This is a genomic window from Enterobacter cloacae complex sp. 2024EL-00214, from assembly GCF_043945575.1.
GTDB lineage: Bacteria > Pseudomonadota > Gammaproteobacteria > Enterobacterales > Enterobacteriaceae > Enterobacter > Enterobacter cloacae_P.
On sequence record NZ_JBIMRC010000002.1, the window covers coordinates 1 to 15,107 of the forward strand.

Below are 15,107 nucleotides of genomic sequence, written 5' to 3' on the forward strand. Positions count from 1 at the left end.
TGCGCACCAGCTTCATGCCGTTGTAATCCATCGGGTTATGGCTGGCGGTCACTTCGATACCGCCGTCCACGCCAAGGTGGAAGGTGGCAAAATAGATCTCTTCGGTACCGGAAAGGCCGATGTCCAGTACATCCACACCCGCATCCTGCAACCCTTTTGCCAGCGCCAGCTTCAGCGACTCACTGGTCAGACGCACATCACCGCCCAGCACGATGGTCTGCGGTTTTAAATATTCGCCGTACGCGCGGCCAATGCGCCACGCAATATCTTCATTCAGCTCTTCACCCAGCTTGCCGCGAATATCGTAGGCTTTAAAACAGGTTAATTTTTCCATGATGACCCCTTTTTCAGGCAACAGTTGGCCCTGACCACTAAATGGCCAAATTCATTTTTGTCATTCGTAGGCCCGGTAAGCGCTGCGCCACCGGGCAAGATGCTAAGGTGCTATACCCGGCCGTAACGATCCTGGAAGCGAACAATGTCGTCCTCTTCCAGATACGAACCGGAGCGCACTTCAATTAAATCGAGAGGAATTTTCCCCGGGTTTTCCAGGCAGTGCGTTGCCCCGAGCGGGATGTACACCGATTCGTTTTCACCCAGCAGTTTGATCTCACCGTCGATGGTGACTTTGGCAGTGCCCGCCACCACAACCCAGTGCTCAGCGCGGTGATGGTGCATCTGTACCGACAGCCCTTCACCCGGCTTCACGGTGATGCGTTTCACCTGGTAGCGGTCGCCCGCATCGATGGAGTCATATTTCCCCCACGGACGGTAGACTTCGCGATGAATATGGTGTTCATGACGGCCATCGGCCTTGATCTTCTCCACCACTTTTTTCACGTCCTGCACGGCATTACGGTCGGCAATCAGCACAGCATCTTTGGTCTGAACGACCACCAGATCCTTCACCCCCACCGTCGTCACCAGGCCTGATTCGGCATAAACGTAGCTGTTTACCGTCTTGTGACTAATCACATCACCGTGATGAACGTTACCCTCCGGGGTATGGGCGCTGATCTCCCACAATGAGGACCAGGAGCCGACATCGCTCCAGCCCGCATCCATCGGCACCACGACGGCGTCTGCCGTGCGTTCCATCACCGCGTAGTCGATGGACTCTTCCGGGCAGGCGAGGAAGGCGTCTTCATCCACACGAATAAAGTCGAGATCCGGGTCAACCACGTCCATCGCTTTTTCGCAGGCGCTTAAGATATCCGGACGATACTTCTGCAGCTCTTCCAGATAGCGCCCGGCGCGGAACAGGAACATGCCGCTGTTCCAGTAGTATTCACCGCTGGCCACATAAGCCTGTGCGGTTTCAAGATTGGGTTTTTCGACAAACTGCGCCACGTCAAACGCCACGCTATCGCCTTCACCTGGCGTTACCGTGCCACGGCGGATGTAGCCGTAACCCGTTTCCGGCAGATCCGGCACGATGCCGAAGGTCACCAGCTTGCCGCTGTCGGCGTAAGGAATGGCAGCTCGTACCGCATCACGGAACGCGTCTTCCTGCTGAATGACGTGGTCTGCCGCCAACACCAGCATCAACGGATCGCAATCCGGGCTGCTGCGTTTTGCTGCCAGTGCCGCCAGGGCGATAGCCGGTGCCGTATTGCGTCCGGCAGGCTCCAGAATGATATTTTCAGTGAGTTTATTCAGCTGGCGCAGCTGCTCGGCAACGATAAAGCGGTGTTGTTCGTTACAGATCACCACCGGGCTTTCGCACTCCACACCGTGCAGACGGTTAACCGTCGTTTGCAGCATGGTGAGATCCCCTTTCAGGCAGAGGAACTGTTTTGGATAGAGCACGCGGGACAGCGGCCACAACCGGCTACCAGAGCCACCTGCCATCACAACCGGATACAACGTGGTTTGACTCATGATTTATCCCCGTATATCTGCAATAAATTGGCTCAGCACGTTCTCTTTCTCGAGCGTACGCTCGGCATATTCACGTGCCACCGTGTTCACTTTTGGCATGGCAAGTGCCTGCTCAATTCCACTCACCAGCGCAGAGACTGATTCCGGCTCCACGCAAACGGCGATCCCCGGATAGCTGCTGCATAACTGGCCTAATTCGGTTGCGGCTTCTGCCGTAATCACCGCATTACCGCCCACCGCCAGAATGTTGGTCAGCTTGGACGGCAGCACCGCATCTGCCGCGCCGCGCTTTTGCACCACCAGATGGCAGTCGCCCATCTTCAGCAACGCAGGCAGTGCCTCGTACGACTGAAGGGGGAAGAATTTCACATTTGTCAGGCCACGCTCGCTTGCCATCTTCTCCAGCCGCGCTTTCCCACCGCCCTGCCCGACAATCACAAACATCCACGAATGTTTACTAAGCTGTTGCGCGGCCTCGATAACGCTCTCCAGCCCCTGCTTTTCGCCGATGTTGCCGGAGTAAAGAATGATTTTTTGTTCTTCAGGCAAACCAAGCTGGGCACGTAACGCCTGCGCGTCACTTTCTGTCACGTCACGAAAACGCGCCACTTCAGACCAGTTCGGGAAAAAGATCACTTTCTCCGCCGCCACGCCCTTCTCCTGGGCTTTATTCATCATTGAGCGCGAGATGGTCGAAACGTAATCGACGTTATGCAGATTGCTACGCTCAAAAGCGCTGGCAAGCTTCGCAACGACGCCGCTCTTGCCTTTACCTGCCATCCCCAGGCCAAGCATGGCGTCCACTTCATAGTCCTGAATATGCAGCAGGGTGCGCGCGCCGGAGAGTTTGCCCAGCAGGCGCATGCCTGGCGTGCAAAACAGCGTCGGCACCACGCCGATAATGCGATCCGGCTTCCAGCGACGTTGCGCCATCAGCGGGAAGAAACTGCTCAGGGCAAAGCTGCCCAGATGAAGTAAACGTTTTAGCGTCGAGGGCTGCTTCGGCACGTACAGCGGGCAGCGCCACACCGTCGCGGCCCCCTCTTCGCGGCGATAACGCCAGCTGGAGTAGCGCTCGCCCACCTTCCACTCCGGGTAGTACGGCGGCGCGGTAATGACCCGCACGTCATGTCCCTGGCTCGCCATCCACTCGACCATCTCGCCGGTGTATTTCCCGATACCGGTTAGCTCCGGCGAGTAGTTAATTCCATATACGAGGATCTTCATACACTTCATCCTTCAACCTGACTCTGCGTTGGCTGCGTCTGCTCACCCCAGTCACTTGCTTCAGGATCCCCAGTCTTGCCGCCTTGATCCAGGCAGAATGATTTCGTGTAACATCCCGGCACCTCAGCCTGACGTTCCGTGAGGAAATACGCCCGACTGTTGTCATGCACGTTACCACTGGCAAGCAGCGCCTCTGGCGTCAGCCAGCGGTAGTCGTCATGCTGGGAATCAGGCAGACACAGGTCTGCCTCACTCACCCTCAGGCGGAACCCCAGCACGATGTAGTGCGTGGAGAATCCGGTGCCTGAAAAGTTATCGTCATAGAAGTGCTGCCAGACCCCGTAAAACTGGCCCGCTGCCATCGGCAGTTGCAGGCCCAGCTCCGCCAGAGTAAGACGCTCAAAGGCAGTTGCCAGCGTCTCATCCTTCTGCACGCGCCCGCCGGGCACGAACCAGAAGCCCTGTGCAGGACGGTTGGTTCGTTTCCCCAGCAAGAACTCGCCGCGTTCGTTCCCGACGATCAAATCGATTGAGATGAGCGGCGTAGAACGCACTACCGTGGCAAAATCTTCCTGACTTAAAAACATCGTTACCCCCGGAAGCGGTGCTGGTTTTCCAGGAACCACTGGTAAGTGCTGGCCAGCCCCTGCTCCAGTGACACCTCGTGATACCAGCCCAACTGATGCAGACGGGTCACGTCCAGCAGTTTACGCGGCGTGCCGTCCGGTTTGGTGGCATCAAACACCACGCGGCCCTTGTAGCCCACCACTTTGGCGATGGTCTGCGCCAGCTCGCGAATGGTGCAGTCCACGCCCGTGCCCACGTTGATGTGCGACAGCATCGGCTCGGTGTTCTCCTGCCACACCTCGCGATCCAGCTCCATCACGTGAATGCTGGCAGCCGCCATATCATCTACGTGCAGAAACTCACGCATCGGCGTACCGCTTCCCCACACCACCACGTCCGGTGTGTTCTCGGCGGTTGCCTCGTGGAAGCGACGCAACAGCGCCGGGATCACGTGCGAATTGCTCGGGTGGAAGTTGTCATGCGGCCCGTACAGGTTGGTCGGCATCACTGAGCGATAGTCGCGACCATACTGACGGTTGTAGGATTCACACAGCTTGATCCCGGCAATTTTGGCAATCGCGTATGGCTCGTTGGTCGCTTCAAGCGTGCCCTGCAACAGCTCACTTTCCGCAATCGGCTGTGTTGCCATTTTCGGGTAGATACAGGATGACCCGAGGAACAACAACTTGTTCACGTTATGCAGATGCGCTGCGTGAATGATGTTGCTCTCGATCATCATGTTCTCGTAGATGAAATCCGCCGGGTACGTGTTGTTGGCAACAATGCCACCCACTTTTGCCGCCGCCAGATACACCTGGTCAATGCGTTCATTCGCAAAGAACGCCTGCACAGCCTTGCTGTCGAGCAGGTTCAGCTCGTCGCGGGTGCGGACAATCACCTCTACGTCACCGCGCTGCTTCAGCTGGCGTTCAATCGCGGAACCCACCATTCCGCGATGGCCGGCGACAAAAATACGTTGTTTCGTCATTCTTAAGACTCCAGCGCGATGGCAACCTCGTAGCCATGAGACTTAAGCAGGGAGTGTTTTTTCGCTGCTTCAAGATCTTTGGCCACCATCTCAGAAACCATCTCCTGCAGAGTGGTTTCGGGTTTCCAGCCCAGGGTTTCGTGCGCTTTGGTTGGATCGCCCAGCAGGGTTTCCACTTCCGCAGGGCGGAAGTAACGCGGGTCAACCTGCACAATCACATCGCCCGGCTTCACGCCCGGTGCGTCGTGGCCAGTTACCGAAACCACAATGCCCTTCTCTTCCACGCCAGTGCCTTCGAAGCGCAGTTTGATGCCCAACTGTGCTGCGGCCATCTCAACGAACTGACGCACGGAGTACTGCACACCGGTAGCGATAACGAAATCTTCTGGCTTGTCCTGCTGCAGCATCATCCACTGCATTTTCACGTAGTCTTTGGCATGACCCCAGTCACGCAGGGAGTCCATGTTGCCGAGGTGCAGGCACGATTCCAGACCCTGAGCGATGTTAGCGATCGCGCGGGTGATTTTGCGGGTGACGAAGGTTTCGCCACGACGTGGGGATTCGTGGTTGAACAGAATGCCGTTACAGGCGTACATGCCATAAGATTCACGGTAGTTCACGGTGATCCAGTAGGCGTACAGTTTGGCTACCGCATACGGAGAGCGCGGGTAGAACGGCGTGGTCTCTTTCTGTGGGATTTCCTGCACCAAGCCGTACAGCTCAGAGGTGGACGCCTGGTAGAAACGGGTTTTCTTCTCAAGACCGAGGAAGCGAATGGCTTCCAGCAGGCGCAGGGTACCCATTGCGTCAACGTCAGCGGTGTATTCAGGAGATTCGAAAGAGACCGCAACGTGGCTCATCGCCCCCAGGTTGTACACTTCATCCGGCTGCACTTCCTGCAGGATGCGGGTCAGGTTGGAGGAATCGGTCAGATCGCCGTAATGCAGATGGAATTTCGGGTTCGCGGAATGAGGATCCTGGTAGATATGGTCAACACGCTCGGTGTTGAACGAAGAAGCACGACGCTTGATACCGTGTACTTCATACCCTTTTTCCAGCAGTAATTCTGCCAGGTAAGAACCATCCTGTCCGGTAACGCCGGTGATGAGAGCGACTTTAGACATGTTTATTTTCTCCAACTTATAAGAAATTATTCAGTTTCAACGCGTTCGCGTATCACCACTGCGGGGTTGCCACGGCAAACTTTATTTGCCGGTAGCGATTTAAAAACGCTGCTGCGGGCACCAATAACCGTGCCGTCGCCAACAGAAACACCCGGTGCAACAAAGACATCTGTTGCCAGCCAGCATTTTTCACCGATCACAATAGGTGTGGCGGTAATATCGAAATGCGGGCTCATGAAATCGTGACTTCCGGTGCACAAATAACATTTCTGTGACACCACCGAATTTGCGCCAATCGTAATATCGCCCAGGGTATAGAGCACGGCGTCGTCCCCGACCCAGGCATAATCCCCAAGCGTTAATTTCCAGGGATACGTAATTTTGACCGATGGACGAATAACTACGTTTTTTCCGATTTTTGCACCAAACAGGCGTAATAAAAATGCTCGCCAGCGATACAGTATTTGCGGCGACCATGCAAATAAAGTTGCCTGTACCGCCCACCATAACTGCACTTTAATACCGCTCCTGCCGCGAAAATCTTTCGGCACGGAGAATCCTTTTAAATCCTGCATTACGTTTCCTTATATTTCAGACTTTGTTATATAAGGCTTTCGCTTTACCCGTCGTTTTCAGACGCAGAAAATAAGACAATTCCGCCCAAAAGCCCGGCACGCGTAATATCTTACGCTGGACGTTTTTGGCATCCTGGCATAATTCAAGATTATTCGAGGTTGACACCCCACCCATTGAAAATTCAGACACCAGACCGTTAATTCGACAGAATGGATAACCTGACTTATACAAACTGGCGGCCAGTGCATAGTCTGATGACACTTTGTACTGCAGATCGTAAGGCTGTTTTTTCAGCCCCTTTACCGGGAAGAAAATGGCCTGATGGCTGGCGGGTAAACTGTGATAGATATACCAGCCTGGTTTGGCGCTACGCAGTACTTTATTACCGTCGCCAAAATCGAGCAGCGCATCACCAATGTACATCGCCTCTTCTTTCTGGCGAGCCAGCTGGCGGGCAAACAGCGCCACATCATCATGGAACACATCACCGGAATTGAGGAAGATAGCATACCGCCCTTGCGCCATCGCGATGCCTTTATTCATGGCGTCGTAGATACCTTTATCTTTCTCGCTGATGTAACGTAAGTTGAACTCACCGTTGAGTTTTTCCAGAAACTCCGCCGTGCCATCGTTCGAACCGCCATCGACCACGATCCACTCAAAGGTGAGACTTGGATCGCGCGCCAGATTGCGCAGCGAGCGCCAGGTTTTTACCACCCCTTCGTGGTTGCGAAAGGCGACAGTAACAACGCTAAGAAACATAAAATCACCTCGTCATGAATTCGTAATATTTAGCGCCTTGCGCAAAATAAACGGACAGACAATTAAGAATGCATATTCCGGGCTAAATATTGACCCTGTAAAAAACAGCGACACGGGCGTAAAAAGATAAAGCTGCACGCGAAAGTTTTGGTTATCACCAAACGCGTTAATCATCATTTTGAAAACGTTAAACAGATACCACAATGTCAACAACAGGGCGAACCACGAAAAATAAATAATTAACAGATACAGGCCATTGTCTATGGTTTTACCGACGTCCGCACCGTTAAAGATTCCGAATGATGCAACATATTCATAAAGTGAGCCGAATCTTACTACACCATCAATGTGGGTTAAGGAATAACCCACCATCACCAGCGGTCCGATGATGCGATAATAGGATGATGAACCCTCTGTTCCCAAATCTCCCAGACGTTCAGAGATGTATGGGAAGGCAAATATCACACCCACCATAAACACCGTCAGGGAAATAATCGCCAGCGGCAATTTTTTCTTAATCGCCTCTTTGTTCAGATACTGGAACGCCCACTCCAGCAGGTAAAACAGGATAAATGTCATTACCCCGGAAAACGATCCTGACAGAACAATCCCTGCAAGAATCATAGCATCGGTCTTAGGGGTTTTGATACCAAACTGTTTGATGCTGAGCCAAATTGAGATTAATGCCAGAGCAAAAAACGCCGGTTCAAAATAGAGTGCGGTGGTACGCTTTCCGCCAAACTTAATGAAGTTCAGAACGTAACTGTTACTGTAAATGAGATATTTCGAAATAATCTCCATCAGGCTACTGCCACCGGTCAAAATAATTTGCGCCATCTCCAGTGCAGCAAGCATAACAATTAACGCAACGGCAATATAAAAGAACCTGAGGATTTTCCGATAATTGTGCGGTGATATCGTTTTAAAGCGAATACTCCAGACCATGCCAATAATAATGACGATATAAACAAACAGCATGGTGGAGGTGACGTATTTACTGGCATCCAGCGACTGACCAAAGATGTAGTTAAAGGCCGTCAGCCCTGACCCGATACCCAGCGCAATCATCAACTTCTTCAGGTTGATTTTCTCGACGTACAGCAAAAGCAGAGCGGGCAAGAAGGTCACGATGGTAATCGGGAAGCTTTCACCCAACTGAGCAATCTTGACATTGACCAGCAGGTAAATCAGCGGCAGCAGCAGATAACTACAGATTCTGATAGAACGAGACATACTCCTCCAGCATCTGTTGTCCACTGTAGGCCTTACGGCTGCGGTTGCGGAATGATTCCAGGCTCGTGCCAAACACGGCTTGCGCAATATCGGCCTTCGTCATCTGCACCAGCGGCAATACCTCCTGCTCCGCGAAGGTTTTCCCGCCCGATTTTTCCAGCACTTCACGCGCCGCATCGCTGTGGGTGGCAATCACCGGCACACCAATGGAGAGCGCTTCGCACAGGATCAGCGGGTAGTTATCCACGCGTGAGCTAAACACCAGCGCGTCCATGCCGTTCAGGGCGCTCATCAGTTTGCGCTTGTCAGTTTCAAACCCGTGGTTCACCACGTTTGCCCCGATGAACGGGGAAAACTTACCGAAGGTATGCAGTTCAATGTTGTCGCCCAGCGCCATGATGTCTTGCACCAGTTGCTGATTGGTTTTACCGTCGTAGCGCAAATCATGCGCGACAATAGCAATTTTCGGTTTGCCCGTGGTTTCCGCCACCGGCGTCAGCTCCGCCAGAATCTCTTCCGTCGCCACATCGATACCGTTGTTAATGATTTTGCAGCGCCCTGCGCCGTACAGACTGTTGAATGCGTCCGCCACGTGCTGGCTTGGGGAGATAAACGTGCAGCCAAGCGAGATCATGTCGCGAAACAGCTGACGTTTTCCCTCTACCAGCTGATATGCGCGATCAATGCTGACGGGTGGATAGTTGGTCAGCGTCGGGCATTTCTGACAGTTCGTTTTCCACCCTTCACAGCCGTCGGTAAACGCGCAGCGTCCGGTCACACTCCAGTGATCGTGCAGCGTCCAGACAAACCGGGTGTCCGGTTTATGCGCCTGCACGTTCTCGCAAAATGCCACCACCTCTTCCAGCTTCAGCCAGTAGCTGTGCAGCACGTGAAAATGCAGCACTACCGGGCCGGTGGTTCGCGTTACAGTGCGATAAAGGTTATTCAGGTTACCGAACAGATCGCGGTTAAACAGACGAAACAGTGCAATGTTAGCAATAGACGTCAGGCGCGGCGTCTGCTTCAGCACCTGCGGATAGTTATCGTGGCTGACGCTTTTCTTGCCGCTCTTGCCGTAGCCGTAGACAAAGCGCGACTGTAATCCTTTTTGCAGCGCACGCTGATGCAGATCCAGCGCTACACCGGCCGCCCCGCCTTCCGCGAGGCGCACGTTAAATTGCAGAATGTTCATTTGATCACCTTCACCCGGGCTTTTTCTCCCACCACCAGCGCGTTATCCGGAATGTTGTCCAGCACCACGCTACCTGCACCCACGGTGACGTTATTGCCGACAGTAATGTCGCCAATGATCACCACGTTGGCTCCCAGCTCGACGTTATTGCCGATAACCGGGCACGCCAGACTGTCCGGCCCACGGTTGCCGATGGTCACCGCGTGGCGAATGGTGAAATCATCACCCGCGACCACAAATTTATTAATCACCACTGCATAGCCGTGGTGAATGGTGAAGCGGCGGCCAATGGTCGCGGCAGCCTGAATTTCATAACCAAAAATGCATTCGGTGATGATGCGGTACAGCACCAGAGCCGGTGCCGCCCAGATATTGTTCAGCACATTTTTTTTGCGCCACACCGAGCAAAAGTGCGCGATGCGGTACGCCAGAACCATGCAGCATGGGCGCAGGCTCCAGCTGTTTGCGCGGCAATCTTCCAGAAACATTATTTCCCCCGAAGCCCATCAGCCAGGCGTTTACCATTGCGCACGGAAAACAGCGTGAGCAGCGTGCGCCAGTTCATGCGCTTATTGCGGATTTGATAGAGGGTAAAGAGCTGATACTTCCGGCTGGCACGGTCAAACTTGTCCTTGTGCTTACGGTAAAAATGGAAGTAGCCCGAGAATTTTTTCGGCGAGGAGGTGATTTGCATCTCCCCGTGGTTGATGTGCAGGATCTGCGTGGCCTCTTCCACTTTCCACGGCTCGCCGTACTCCACCACCATCCGCAGGAAGATGTCGTAATCCTGCGCGGCCTTCAGTTCGGTATCAAACAGACACGCTTTAAAGCGCCATGCCCAGGTAAACACCTGATTGCCAATGATATTGCGCTTATAAAACAGACGGCGTGAGTACGGAGATTTCGGGTACAGCGGCAGACTCGCGGGCTGAGAGTAGACTTCACCCTGGCAGACATAGTCGTTGGCATACAGGAAAGCGTGCGTAACCAGCTGCTGTTGATGCGACAGGAAGATCGACAAACGATTTGGCGTCCATTCATCATCATCGTCAATACCGGTCAGATACTGCCCTTGCGCCTGCATAATCGCCTGGTTACGCACCGCACACGCCCCGGAGTTGATGGCGTTATGCGTATACATCACGCGCGGATCGTTGAGATCAGACACAAATTTCTGCAACTGTTCATACGAGGAAGAACAGTCATCAACGACGATCAGCTCCCAGTTATCATAATCCTGTCGTAGTACGGATTTGATTGCGCGGATCGCCAGCTGCTGACGGTTCCATGTCGGCATATAGATAGAAATCAAAGGACGTTGTGTGGCCATGGTCTTTCCCGAATGAGTTCGATGCCCTCACCCCTGCCCTCTCCCAAAGGGAGAGGGGGATAATATTCCCTCTCCCTTTGGGAGAGGGTTAGGGTGAGGGGGGGATGAACTTTTATTTGCTGTCCGATTTATATTCGTACTCGTAGTACCCGTAATCCTGATAACCACTCGCGCGACGGAAGATGGAGTTCAGGATCACCCCTTTCACCTCAATACCGTTCTGTTCAAAACGGCTCAGGCTGGTTTCCACCTCTTTGATGGTGTTCACCGCATAGCGCGCCACCATCAGCGTGGTACCTGCATGGCGGCCCACAACGGCAGCATCGGTGACGGCCAGAATTGGCGGTGTATCAATCAGCACCAGGTCGTAGTGTTTGCTCGCCCACGCCACCAGTTGGCTAAAGCGCTCACTCATCAGCAGTTCAGAGGGGTTAGGCGGTACCTGTCCACGCGGGATCAGGTCAAATTTCGGGATCGAGGTCGGTTTAGCACTTTCACTAATCTCCCCTTTACCGAGCAGGATTTCCGACAAACCGTTGACGTTGTTGGTGCCCAGCAGCTCGTGGGTGTAACCCTTACGCATATCGCAGTCGATCAGCAGCACGCGTTTATTGGTCTGGCTCACCACCGCCGCCAGGTTGGCACAGACGAATGTCTTACCAATCGACGGGCTTACACCGGTCATCATCAGGACGTTATTTTTAGCCTGCATCATGGCAAAGTGCAGGCTGGTTCGCAGGCTGCGCACCGCTTCAATCGCCAGGTCAGTTGGGTTACCCACCGCCAGAAGCTGGCTCTGTTTGTAACGCTTAACGCCCTTCACGGTTTTGACGCTGTCATGCGATTTCTGCCACTCGGACAGAGGAATGCTGGCATACACGCTGATGCCATTCTCTTCCAGCGCCTGTGGGCTTTCGATACCACGGTTGAACAGCGAGCGCAGCAATACGCCGACGATGGAAAGCATCAGGCCAAGAATAATGCTGCCGAGAATAATCAGCGCTTTCTTCGGCTTCAGCACACCAGGCTGGGTAATTGCCGGGTCAACGATACGCACATCGCCGACGGTGCTGGCTTCGGTGATTTTCAGCTCCTGCTGTTTATTCAGCAATTGCATATACACCTGCTGACCAGATTCCACGTCGCGGGTCAGACGCACAATTTCCTGCTGCGTCTTTGGCATCGCGGTCACGCGGTTATTCAGCTTCGCCTTCTCTTCTTCCAGCGTCTGGCGTTTTTCCAGCAACGTGCGGTAGGCCGGGTGACGTTTGGTGTAGAGCTTAGAGATTTCGGCTTCTTTGAAGGTCAGTTCGTTGAGCTGTGCGTCAATGTTAACCATTGAATCGAGAACCGATTTTGCTTCCAGCGGTAAATCAACGGAATCTTTATCCTGACGATAGGCATTCAGTTTATTCTCTGCATCATCCAGATGAGCGCGCACCTCTGGCAGCTGTTTCGCCAGGAAGGCCAGGCTTTTTGCCGCTTCCGCCGATTTACGCTCCACGTTCTGCTCAAGGTAGTTGCGGGTAATGCTGTTGAGTACGTCGCGGATTTGATCTTTATCCTCACCGGTAAAGGTCATGCTCAGAACGCCGGTGTCCTTACCATTTTCGGTGACGGTCAGGTTATTTTGCAGATTATTGATCATCCCCAGCGTGGAAAATTTGGTGACCGTAAACTCACCCCCTTCCTGCGCCTGAATGCTGCTCACCATCATGCTGACGCCGTCTTTGGTGAGCATCTGCCCCACTTCACCCCGCGCACTAAAGCCCGCATCGCTGGTCAACTGATACTGTTTCGGGCTCAGCACGGTCAGGGTAAACGTCTGATCCGCGCCCCCTTTCGGCAGCACAAAATCCGTCACTTTCACGGTGTCATTGCTGCGGCCCATCAGGCGATCCCAGCCCGCACCAAATACCGGGAAGGTATTTTTGGTGACAGAAATATCCAGCCCCAGGTCGTGAACCGTTTTACCGAGTACCAGACGCGACTGGATAAGCTGAATTTCGGCGTCTGATGCCGGAGGCTTGTTGGCCAGCGCGGAACCAATGTCCTGCACCAGCGAGCTACCGGTGTTCTGCTCAATCTGCATCAGCGCATCGGCGCTGTAGATTGGCGTCGCGAACAGCGTATAGACCACCGCCGCAGCGGCAAATACGGCGGTGATCCCAATCACCCACCACTTCGCTTCTACAACGGTGCCGACCAGGCGACCAATATCAATTTCATCACTGCCCGAAGTCGGGGCGGCAGAAAGTTTTGTTTTTTCTGTCATTGTTATCCCTGCTGAGCTTTCAGTGCCTGCGCCCACTGACGGGCAGACTGGTCAAGTAAGGTGTATACCGCTTCAAACGCCTCACGACTTTTGCGATACGGATCGGGGATTTCACGTTCATTGTCCCAGTGACCAAACAGCATCACCTTGCCGCGCATCTCCGGCGCGATGTCGCACAGCGTGTGAATGTGGCGTTTTTCCATCGTCAGGATCAGGTCATACTCCCGGCACATCCGGCCGGAGACCTGGCGGGCGCAGTGCCCGTCAAGGGAAAGGTTGTGACCGCTGGCAACGCTGGTGGCACGTTCATCGGCACTTTTACCGACCAACGCACCAAGCCCTGCGGAGTCAACGGTGAGTCCGGGCTGATAATTTTTCAGCAACCGTTCCGCCGTCGGGGAACGGCAAATGTTCCCCACGCATACCACCAGAATTTTGTTAAACATCGCGGGTTACCAGGTATGAATGTCGCGCGCCGTATCCGTCATGTAGCGAACGCCACTGATGGTTGGCAGCAACTGGTTGATCAGGCGGTTCCAGCGGGCAACTGGCGCGGTGGTGACATAAACCACATCGTATGGCTGCAGGCGGAACGACGTTGCCATTACCAAAGACGTCGCATCAGACATATCCAGCTGGTAGATATTGGCAATCTTGCCTTTGGCGCTGGCGTCGTTCTTCAGCGGACGGATCACGAAGATGCCGCTGGCGTTGGAGGACGTCAGATCGATGCCTTCCGCATTGCCCAGCGCTTCGGTCAGGGTCATACCGCTGAAGTCCATCTTGAGGGTGCTCTGCTTCTTCACTTCGCCCATCACGAACACTTTCAGATCGTCGTTGCGTGGTACGTAGAGAATATCGCCCGGATAGAGCAGACGGTTCTGGGTCAGGTCACCGTTTTGCATCAGCGCCTGCAGGGAAATGCGCTGCTCTTTGCCGTTATGCGTGAGTACCACGTTGCGCCAGTCAGCGCCGTCGGTTAAACCGCCTGCGGCGTTAACGGCGTCCAGCACGGTGAGGGGGACGTTGGTAATGGCCTGCTGGCCAGATTTGTTCACCTGCCCGGAGATATAGGCTTTCTGCGAGCGGAATGCGGCGATATTAACGTCCACCTGCGGGTCAGCAATATACTGCGCCAGGCGGCCGGTAATATCACTATGGATCTCGGCGAGCGTTTTCCCTGCAACATGCACTTTGCCGATATAGGGATAGAACATGGTCCCGTCAGACTGCACCCAGTTCCCGGTATCGCTTGAGCTGCGATACTGGCCCGCCGGAGTCGTCAGTTCCGGGTGGTCCCAGACGGTCACGTTGATCACGTCTCCTGGCCCTACGCGGTACTGATAAGAGGCTATTTCCTGGTCCAGAGACATATTCGGCTGGGCAACATTTGGACGTGGGCGTAATTGTTCAACCAGACGCGGCGTCAGCGGATAAACATTCACCATTTTGTCGAGGTCAAAATCAGCATCCTGCTGTTTGATCACATCCTTGCCCATTGTTGACATATTGCTGCCGGGAAAGACCGTACAACCACTCATCAAGGTCACCGACACCAATAATGGCATCAATTTCATTTTGGATTTCATCATTGATTATTTATCACTTTGGCAGAGTAATTACCCTGTGAAATTTAAATAAGCCCGGGTCTTTTGGCTTTCAGCATGCAGTTAATCAAATAGAAATATAACTGGCATCAGTCCTAAAAAAAGCTTATTCACCCACTGGCTATTGACAGAATAATCGAGGCTGATTCACTCGCGTCCGGGCACGCTACCGCCCTTGGCTTTCAGTTACCAATCTACTGACTAAACAATGTGTTATGGAAAGACACCCTCTTGAATCAGGTCTTATAGCAAATATACCAACCACTTCAGAGAAGTTGCTGATAATGAATAACCGAGACTAAAGACCGGAACAATAATAGCAACAAGGAGATTTAACATTTGATG

13 protein-coding genes and 2 pseudogenes are annotated in these 15,107 nt (G+C 53.6%); all 15 read right to left on the bottom strand.

Annotated elements, in window-relative coordinates; translation table 11 throughout:
- Window positions 1-334, bottom strand: a pseudogene (locus ACHHZ6_RS02405) (phosphomannomutase CpsG); the annotation flags it as partial.
- Between the two features lie 110 nt (window positions 335-444).
- Window positions 445-1,881, bottom strand: coding sequence for a mannose-1-phosphate guanyltransferase (gene cpsB / locus ACHHZ6_RS02410; RefSeq protein ID WP_182918648.1), 1,437 nt, complete (start codon window positions 1,879-1,881; stop codon window positions 445-447).
- 3 nt (window positions 1,882-1,884) lie between these two features.
- A complete protein-coding gene (gene wcaI / locus ACHHZ6_RS02415) occupies window positions 1,885-3,108 on the bottom strand; it encodes a colanic acid biosynthesis fucosyltransferase WcaI (protein WP_395121674.1) in 1,224 nt (407 codons plus the stop codon).
- 113 nt (window positions 3,109-3,221) lie between these two features.
- Window positions 3,222-3,695: pseudogene (locus ACHHZ6_RS02420) on the bottom strand (GDP-mannose mannosyl hydrolase); the annotation flags it as partial.
- Window positions 3,696-3,697: 2 nt separating this feature from the next.
- Window positions 3,698-4,663: a GDP-L-fucose synthase gene (locus ACHHZ6_RS02425; protein ID WP_182271982.1), complete on the bottom strand. Its 966-nt coding sequence runs from the start codon at window positions 4,661-4,663 to the stop codon at window positions 3,698-3,700.
- Between the two features lie 2 nt (window positions 4,664-4,665).
- On the bottom strand, window positions 4,666-5,787 hold the full coding sequence (gene gmd, locus ACHHZ6_RS02430; RefSeq protein ID WP_010431938.1) for a GDP-mannose 4,6-dehydratase: 1,122 nt from the start codon (window positions 5,785-5,787) through the stop codon (window positions 4,666-4,668).
- A gap of 26 nt (window positions 5,788-5,813) precedes the next feature.
- Entirely contained in the window at window positions 5,814-6,362 is a 549-nt protein-coding gene (gene wcaF / locus ACHHZ6_RS02435) for a colanic acid biosynthesis acetyltransferase WcaF (RefSeq protein ID WP_182918649.1), read from the bottom strand.
- 16 nt (window positions 6,363-6,378) lie between these two features.
- Window positions 6,379-7,125: a colanic acid biosynthesis glycosyltransferase WcaE gene (gene wcaE / locus ACHHZ6_RS02440; RefSeq protein WP_395121675.1), complete on the bottom strand. Its 747-nt coding sequence runs from the start codon at window positions 7,123-7,125 to the stop codon at window positions 6,379-6,381.
- A 12-nt stretch (window positions 7,126-7,137) separates the two neighbouring features.
- Window positions 7,138-8,358: a colanic acid polymerase WcaD gene (gene wcaD, locus ACHHZ6_RS02445; protein WP_395121676.1), complete on the bottom strand. Its 1,221-nt coding sequence runs from the start codon at window positions 8,356-8,358 to the stop codon at window positions 7,138-7,140.
- Window positions 8,333-9,550: a colanic acid biosynthesis glycosyltransferase WcaC gene (gene wcaC, locus ACHHZ6_RS02450; RefSeq protein ID WP_395121677.1), complete on the bottom strand. Its 1,218-nt coding sequence runs from the start codon at window positions 9,548-9,550 to the stop codon at window positions 8,333-8,335. The genes wcaD and wcaC overlap by 26 nt, the downstream gene beginning before the upstream one ends.
- A complete protein-coding gene (wcaB, locus tag ACHHZ6_RS02455) occupies window positions 9,547-10,038 on the bottom strand; it encodes a colanic acid biosynthesis acetyltransferase WcaB (RefSeq protein WP_395121678.1) in 492 nt (163 codons plus the stop codon). The genes wcaC and wcaB overlap by 4 nt, the downstream gene beginning before the upstream one ends.
- Window positions 10,038-10,880, bottom strand: coding sequence for a colanic acid biosynthesis glycosyltransferase WcaA (gene wcaA / locus ACHHZ6_RS02460; protein ID WP_395121679.1), 843 nt, complete (start codon window positions 10,878-10,880; stop codon window positions 10,038-10,040). Before wcaA ends, wcaB begins: the two co-directional genes overlap by 1 nt.
- 112 nt (window positions 10,881-10,992) lie before the next feature.
- On the bottom strand, window positions 10,993-13,155 hold the full coding sequence (gene wzc / locus ACHHZ6_RS02465) for a tyrosine-protein kinase Wzc (RefSeq protein WP_395121680.1): 2,163 nt from the start codon (window positions 13,153-13,155) through the stop codon (window positions 10,993-10,995).
- 2 nt (window positions 13,156-13,157) lie between these two features.
- Window positions 13,158-13,601: a low molecular weight protein-tyrosine-phosphatase Wzb gene (gene wzb / locus ACHHZ6_RS02470; protein ID WP_395121681.1), complete on the bottom strand. Its 444-nt coding sequence runs from the start codon at window positions 13,599-13,601 to the stop codon at window positions 13,158-13,160.
- A 6-nt stretch (window positions 13,602-13,607) separates the two neighbouring features.
- The gene (locus tag ACHHZ6_RS02475; RefSeq protein WP_395121682.1) at window positions 13,608-14,747 is read right to left on the bottom strand and encodes a polysaccharide export protein; all 1,140 of its coding nucleotides are present in this window, start codon (window positions 14,745-14,747) and stop codon (window positions 13,608-13,610) included.
- Window positions 14,748-15,107 lie beyond the last annotated feature (360 nt).

Bases quoted from the DNA above. Each gene is read 5' to 3' on its own strand.
- cpsB (WP_182918648.1), bottom strand. From the start codon at position 1,881: ATGAGTCAAACCACGTTGTATCCGGTTGTGATGGCAGGTGGCTCTGGT.
- wcaI (WP_395121674.1), bottom strand. From the start codon at position 3,108: ATGAAGATCCTCGTATATGGAATTAACTACTCGCCGGAGCTAACCGGT.
- ACHHZ6_RS02425 (WP_182271982.1), bottom strand. From the start codon at position 4,663: ATGACGAAACAACGTATTTTTGTCGCCGGCCATCGCGGAATGGTGGGT.
- gmd (WP_010431938.1), bottom strand. From the start codon at position 5,787: ATGTCTAAAGTCGCTCTCATCACCGGCGTTACCGGACAGGATGGTTCT.
- wcaF (WP_182918649.1), bottom strand. From the start codon at position 6,362: ATGCAGGATTTAAAAGGATTCTCCGTGCCGAAAGATTTTCGCGGCAGG.
- wcaE (WP_395121675.1), bottom strand. From the start codon at position 7,125: ATGTTTCTTAGCGTTGTTACTGTCGCCTTTCGCAACCACGAAGGGGTG.
- wcaD (WP_395121676.1), bottom strand. From the start codon at position 8,358: ATGTCTCGTTCTATCAGAATCTGTAGTTATCTGCTGCTGCCGCTGATT.
- wcaC (WP_395121677.1), bottom strand. From the start codon at position 9,550: ATGAACATTCTGCAATTTAACGTGCGCCTCGCGGAAGGCGGGGCGGCC.
- wcaB (WP_395121678.1), bottom strand. From the start codon at position 10,038: ATGTTTCTGGAAGATTGCCGCGCAAACAGCTGGAGCCTGCGCCCATGC.
- wcaA (WP_395121679.1), bottom strand. From the start codon at position 10,880: ATGGCCACACAACGTCCTTTGATTTCTATCTATATGCCGACATGGAAC.
- wzc (WP_395121680.1), bottom strand. From the start codon at position 13,155: ATGACAGAAAAAACAAAACTTTCTGCCGCCCCGACTTCGGGCAGTGAT.
- wzb (WP_395121681.1), bottom strand. From the start codon at position 13,601: ATGTTTAACAAAATTCTGGTGGTATGCGTGGGGAACATTTGCCGTTCC.
- ACHHZ6_RS02475 (WP_395121682.1), bottom strand. From the start codon at position 14,747: ATGATGAAATCCAAAATGAAATTGATGCCATTATTGGTGTCGGTGACC.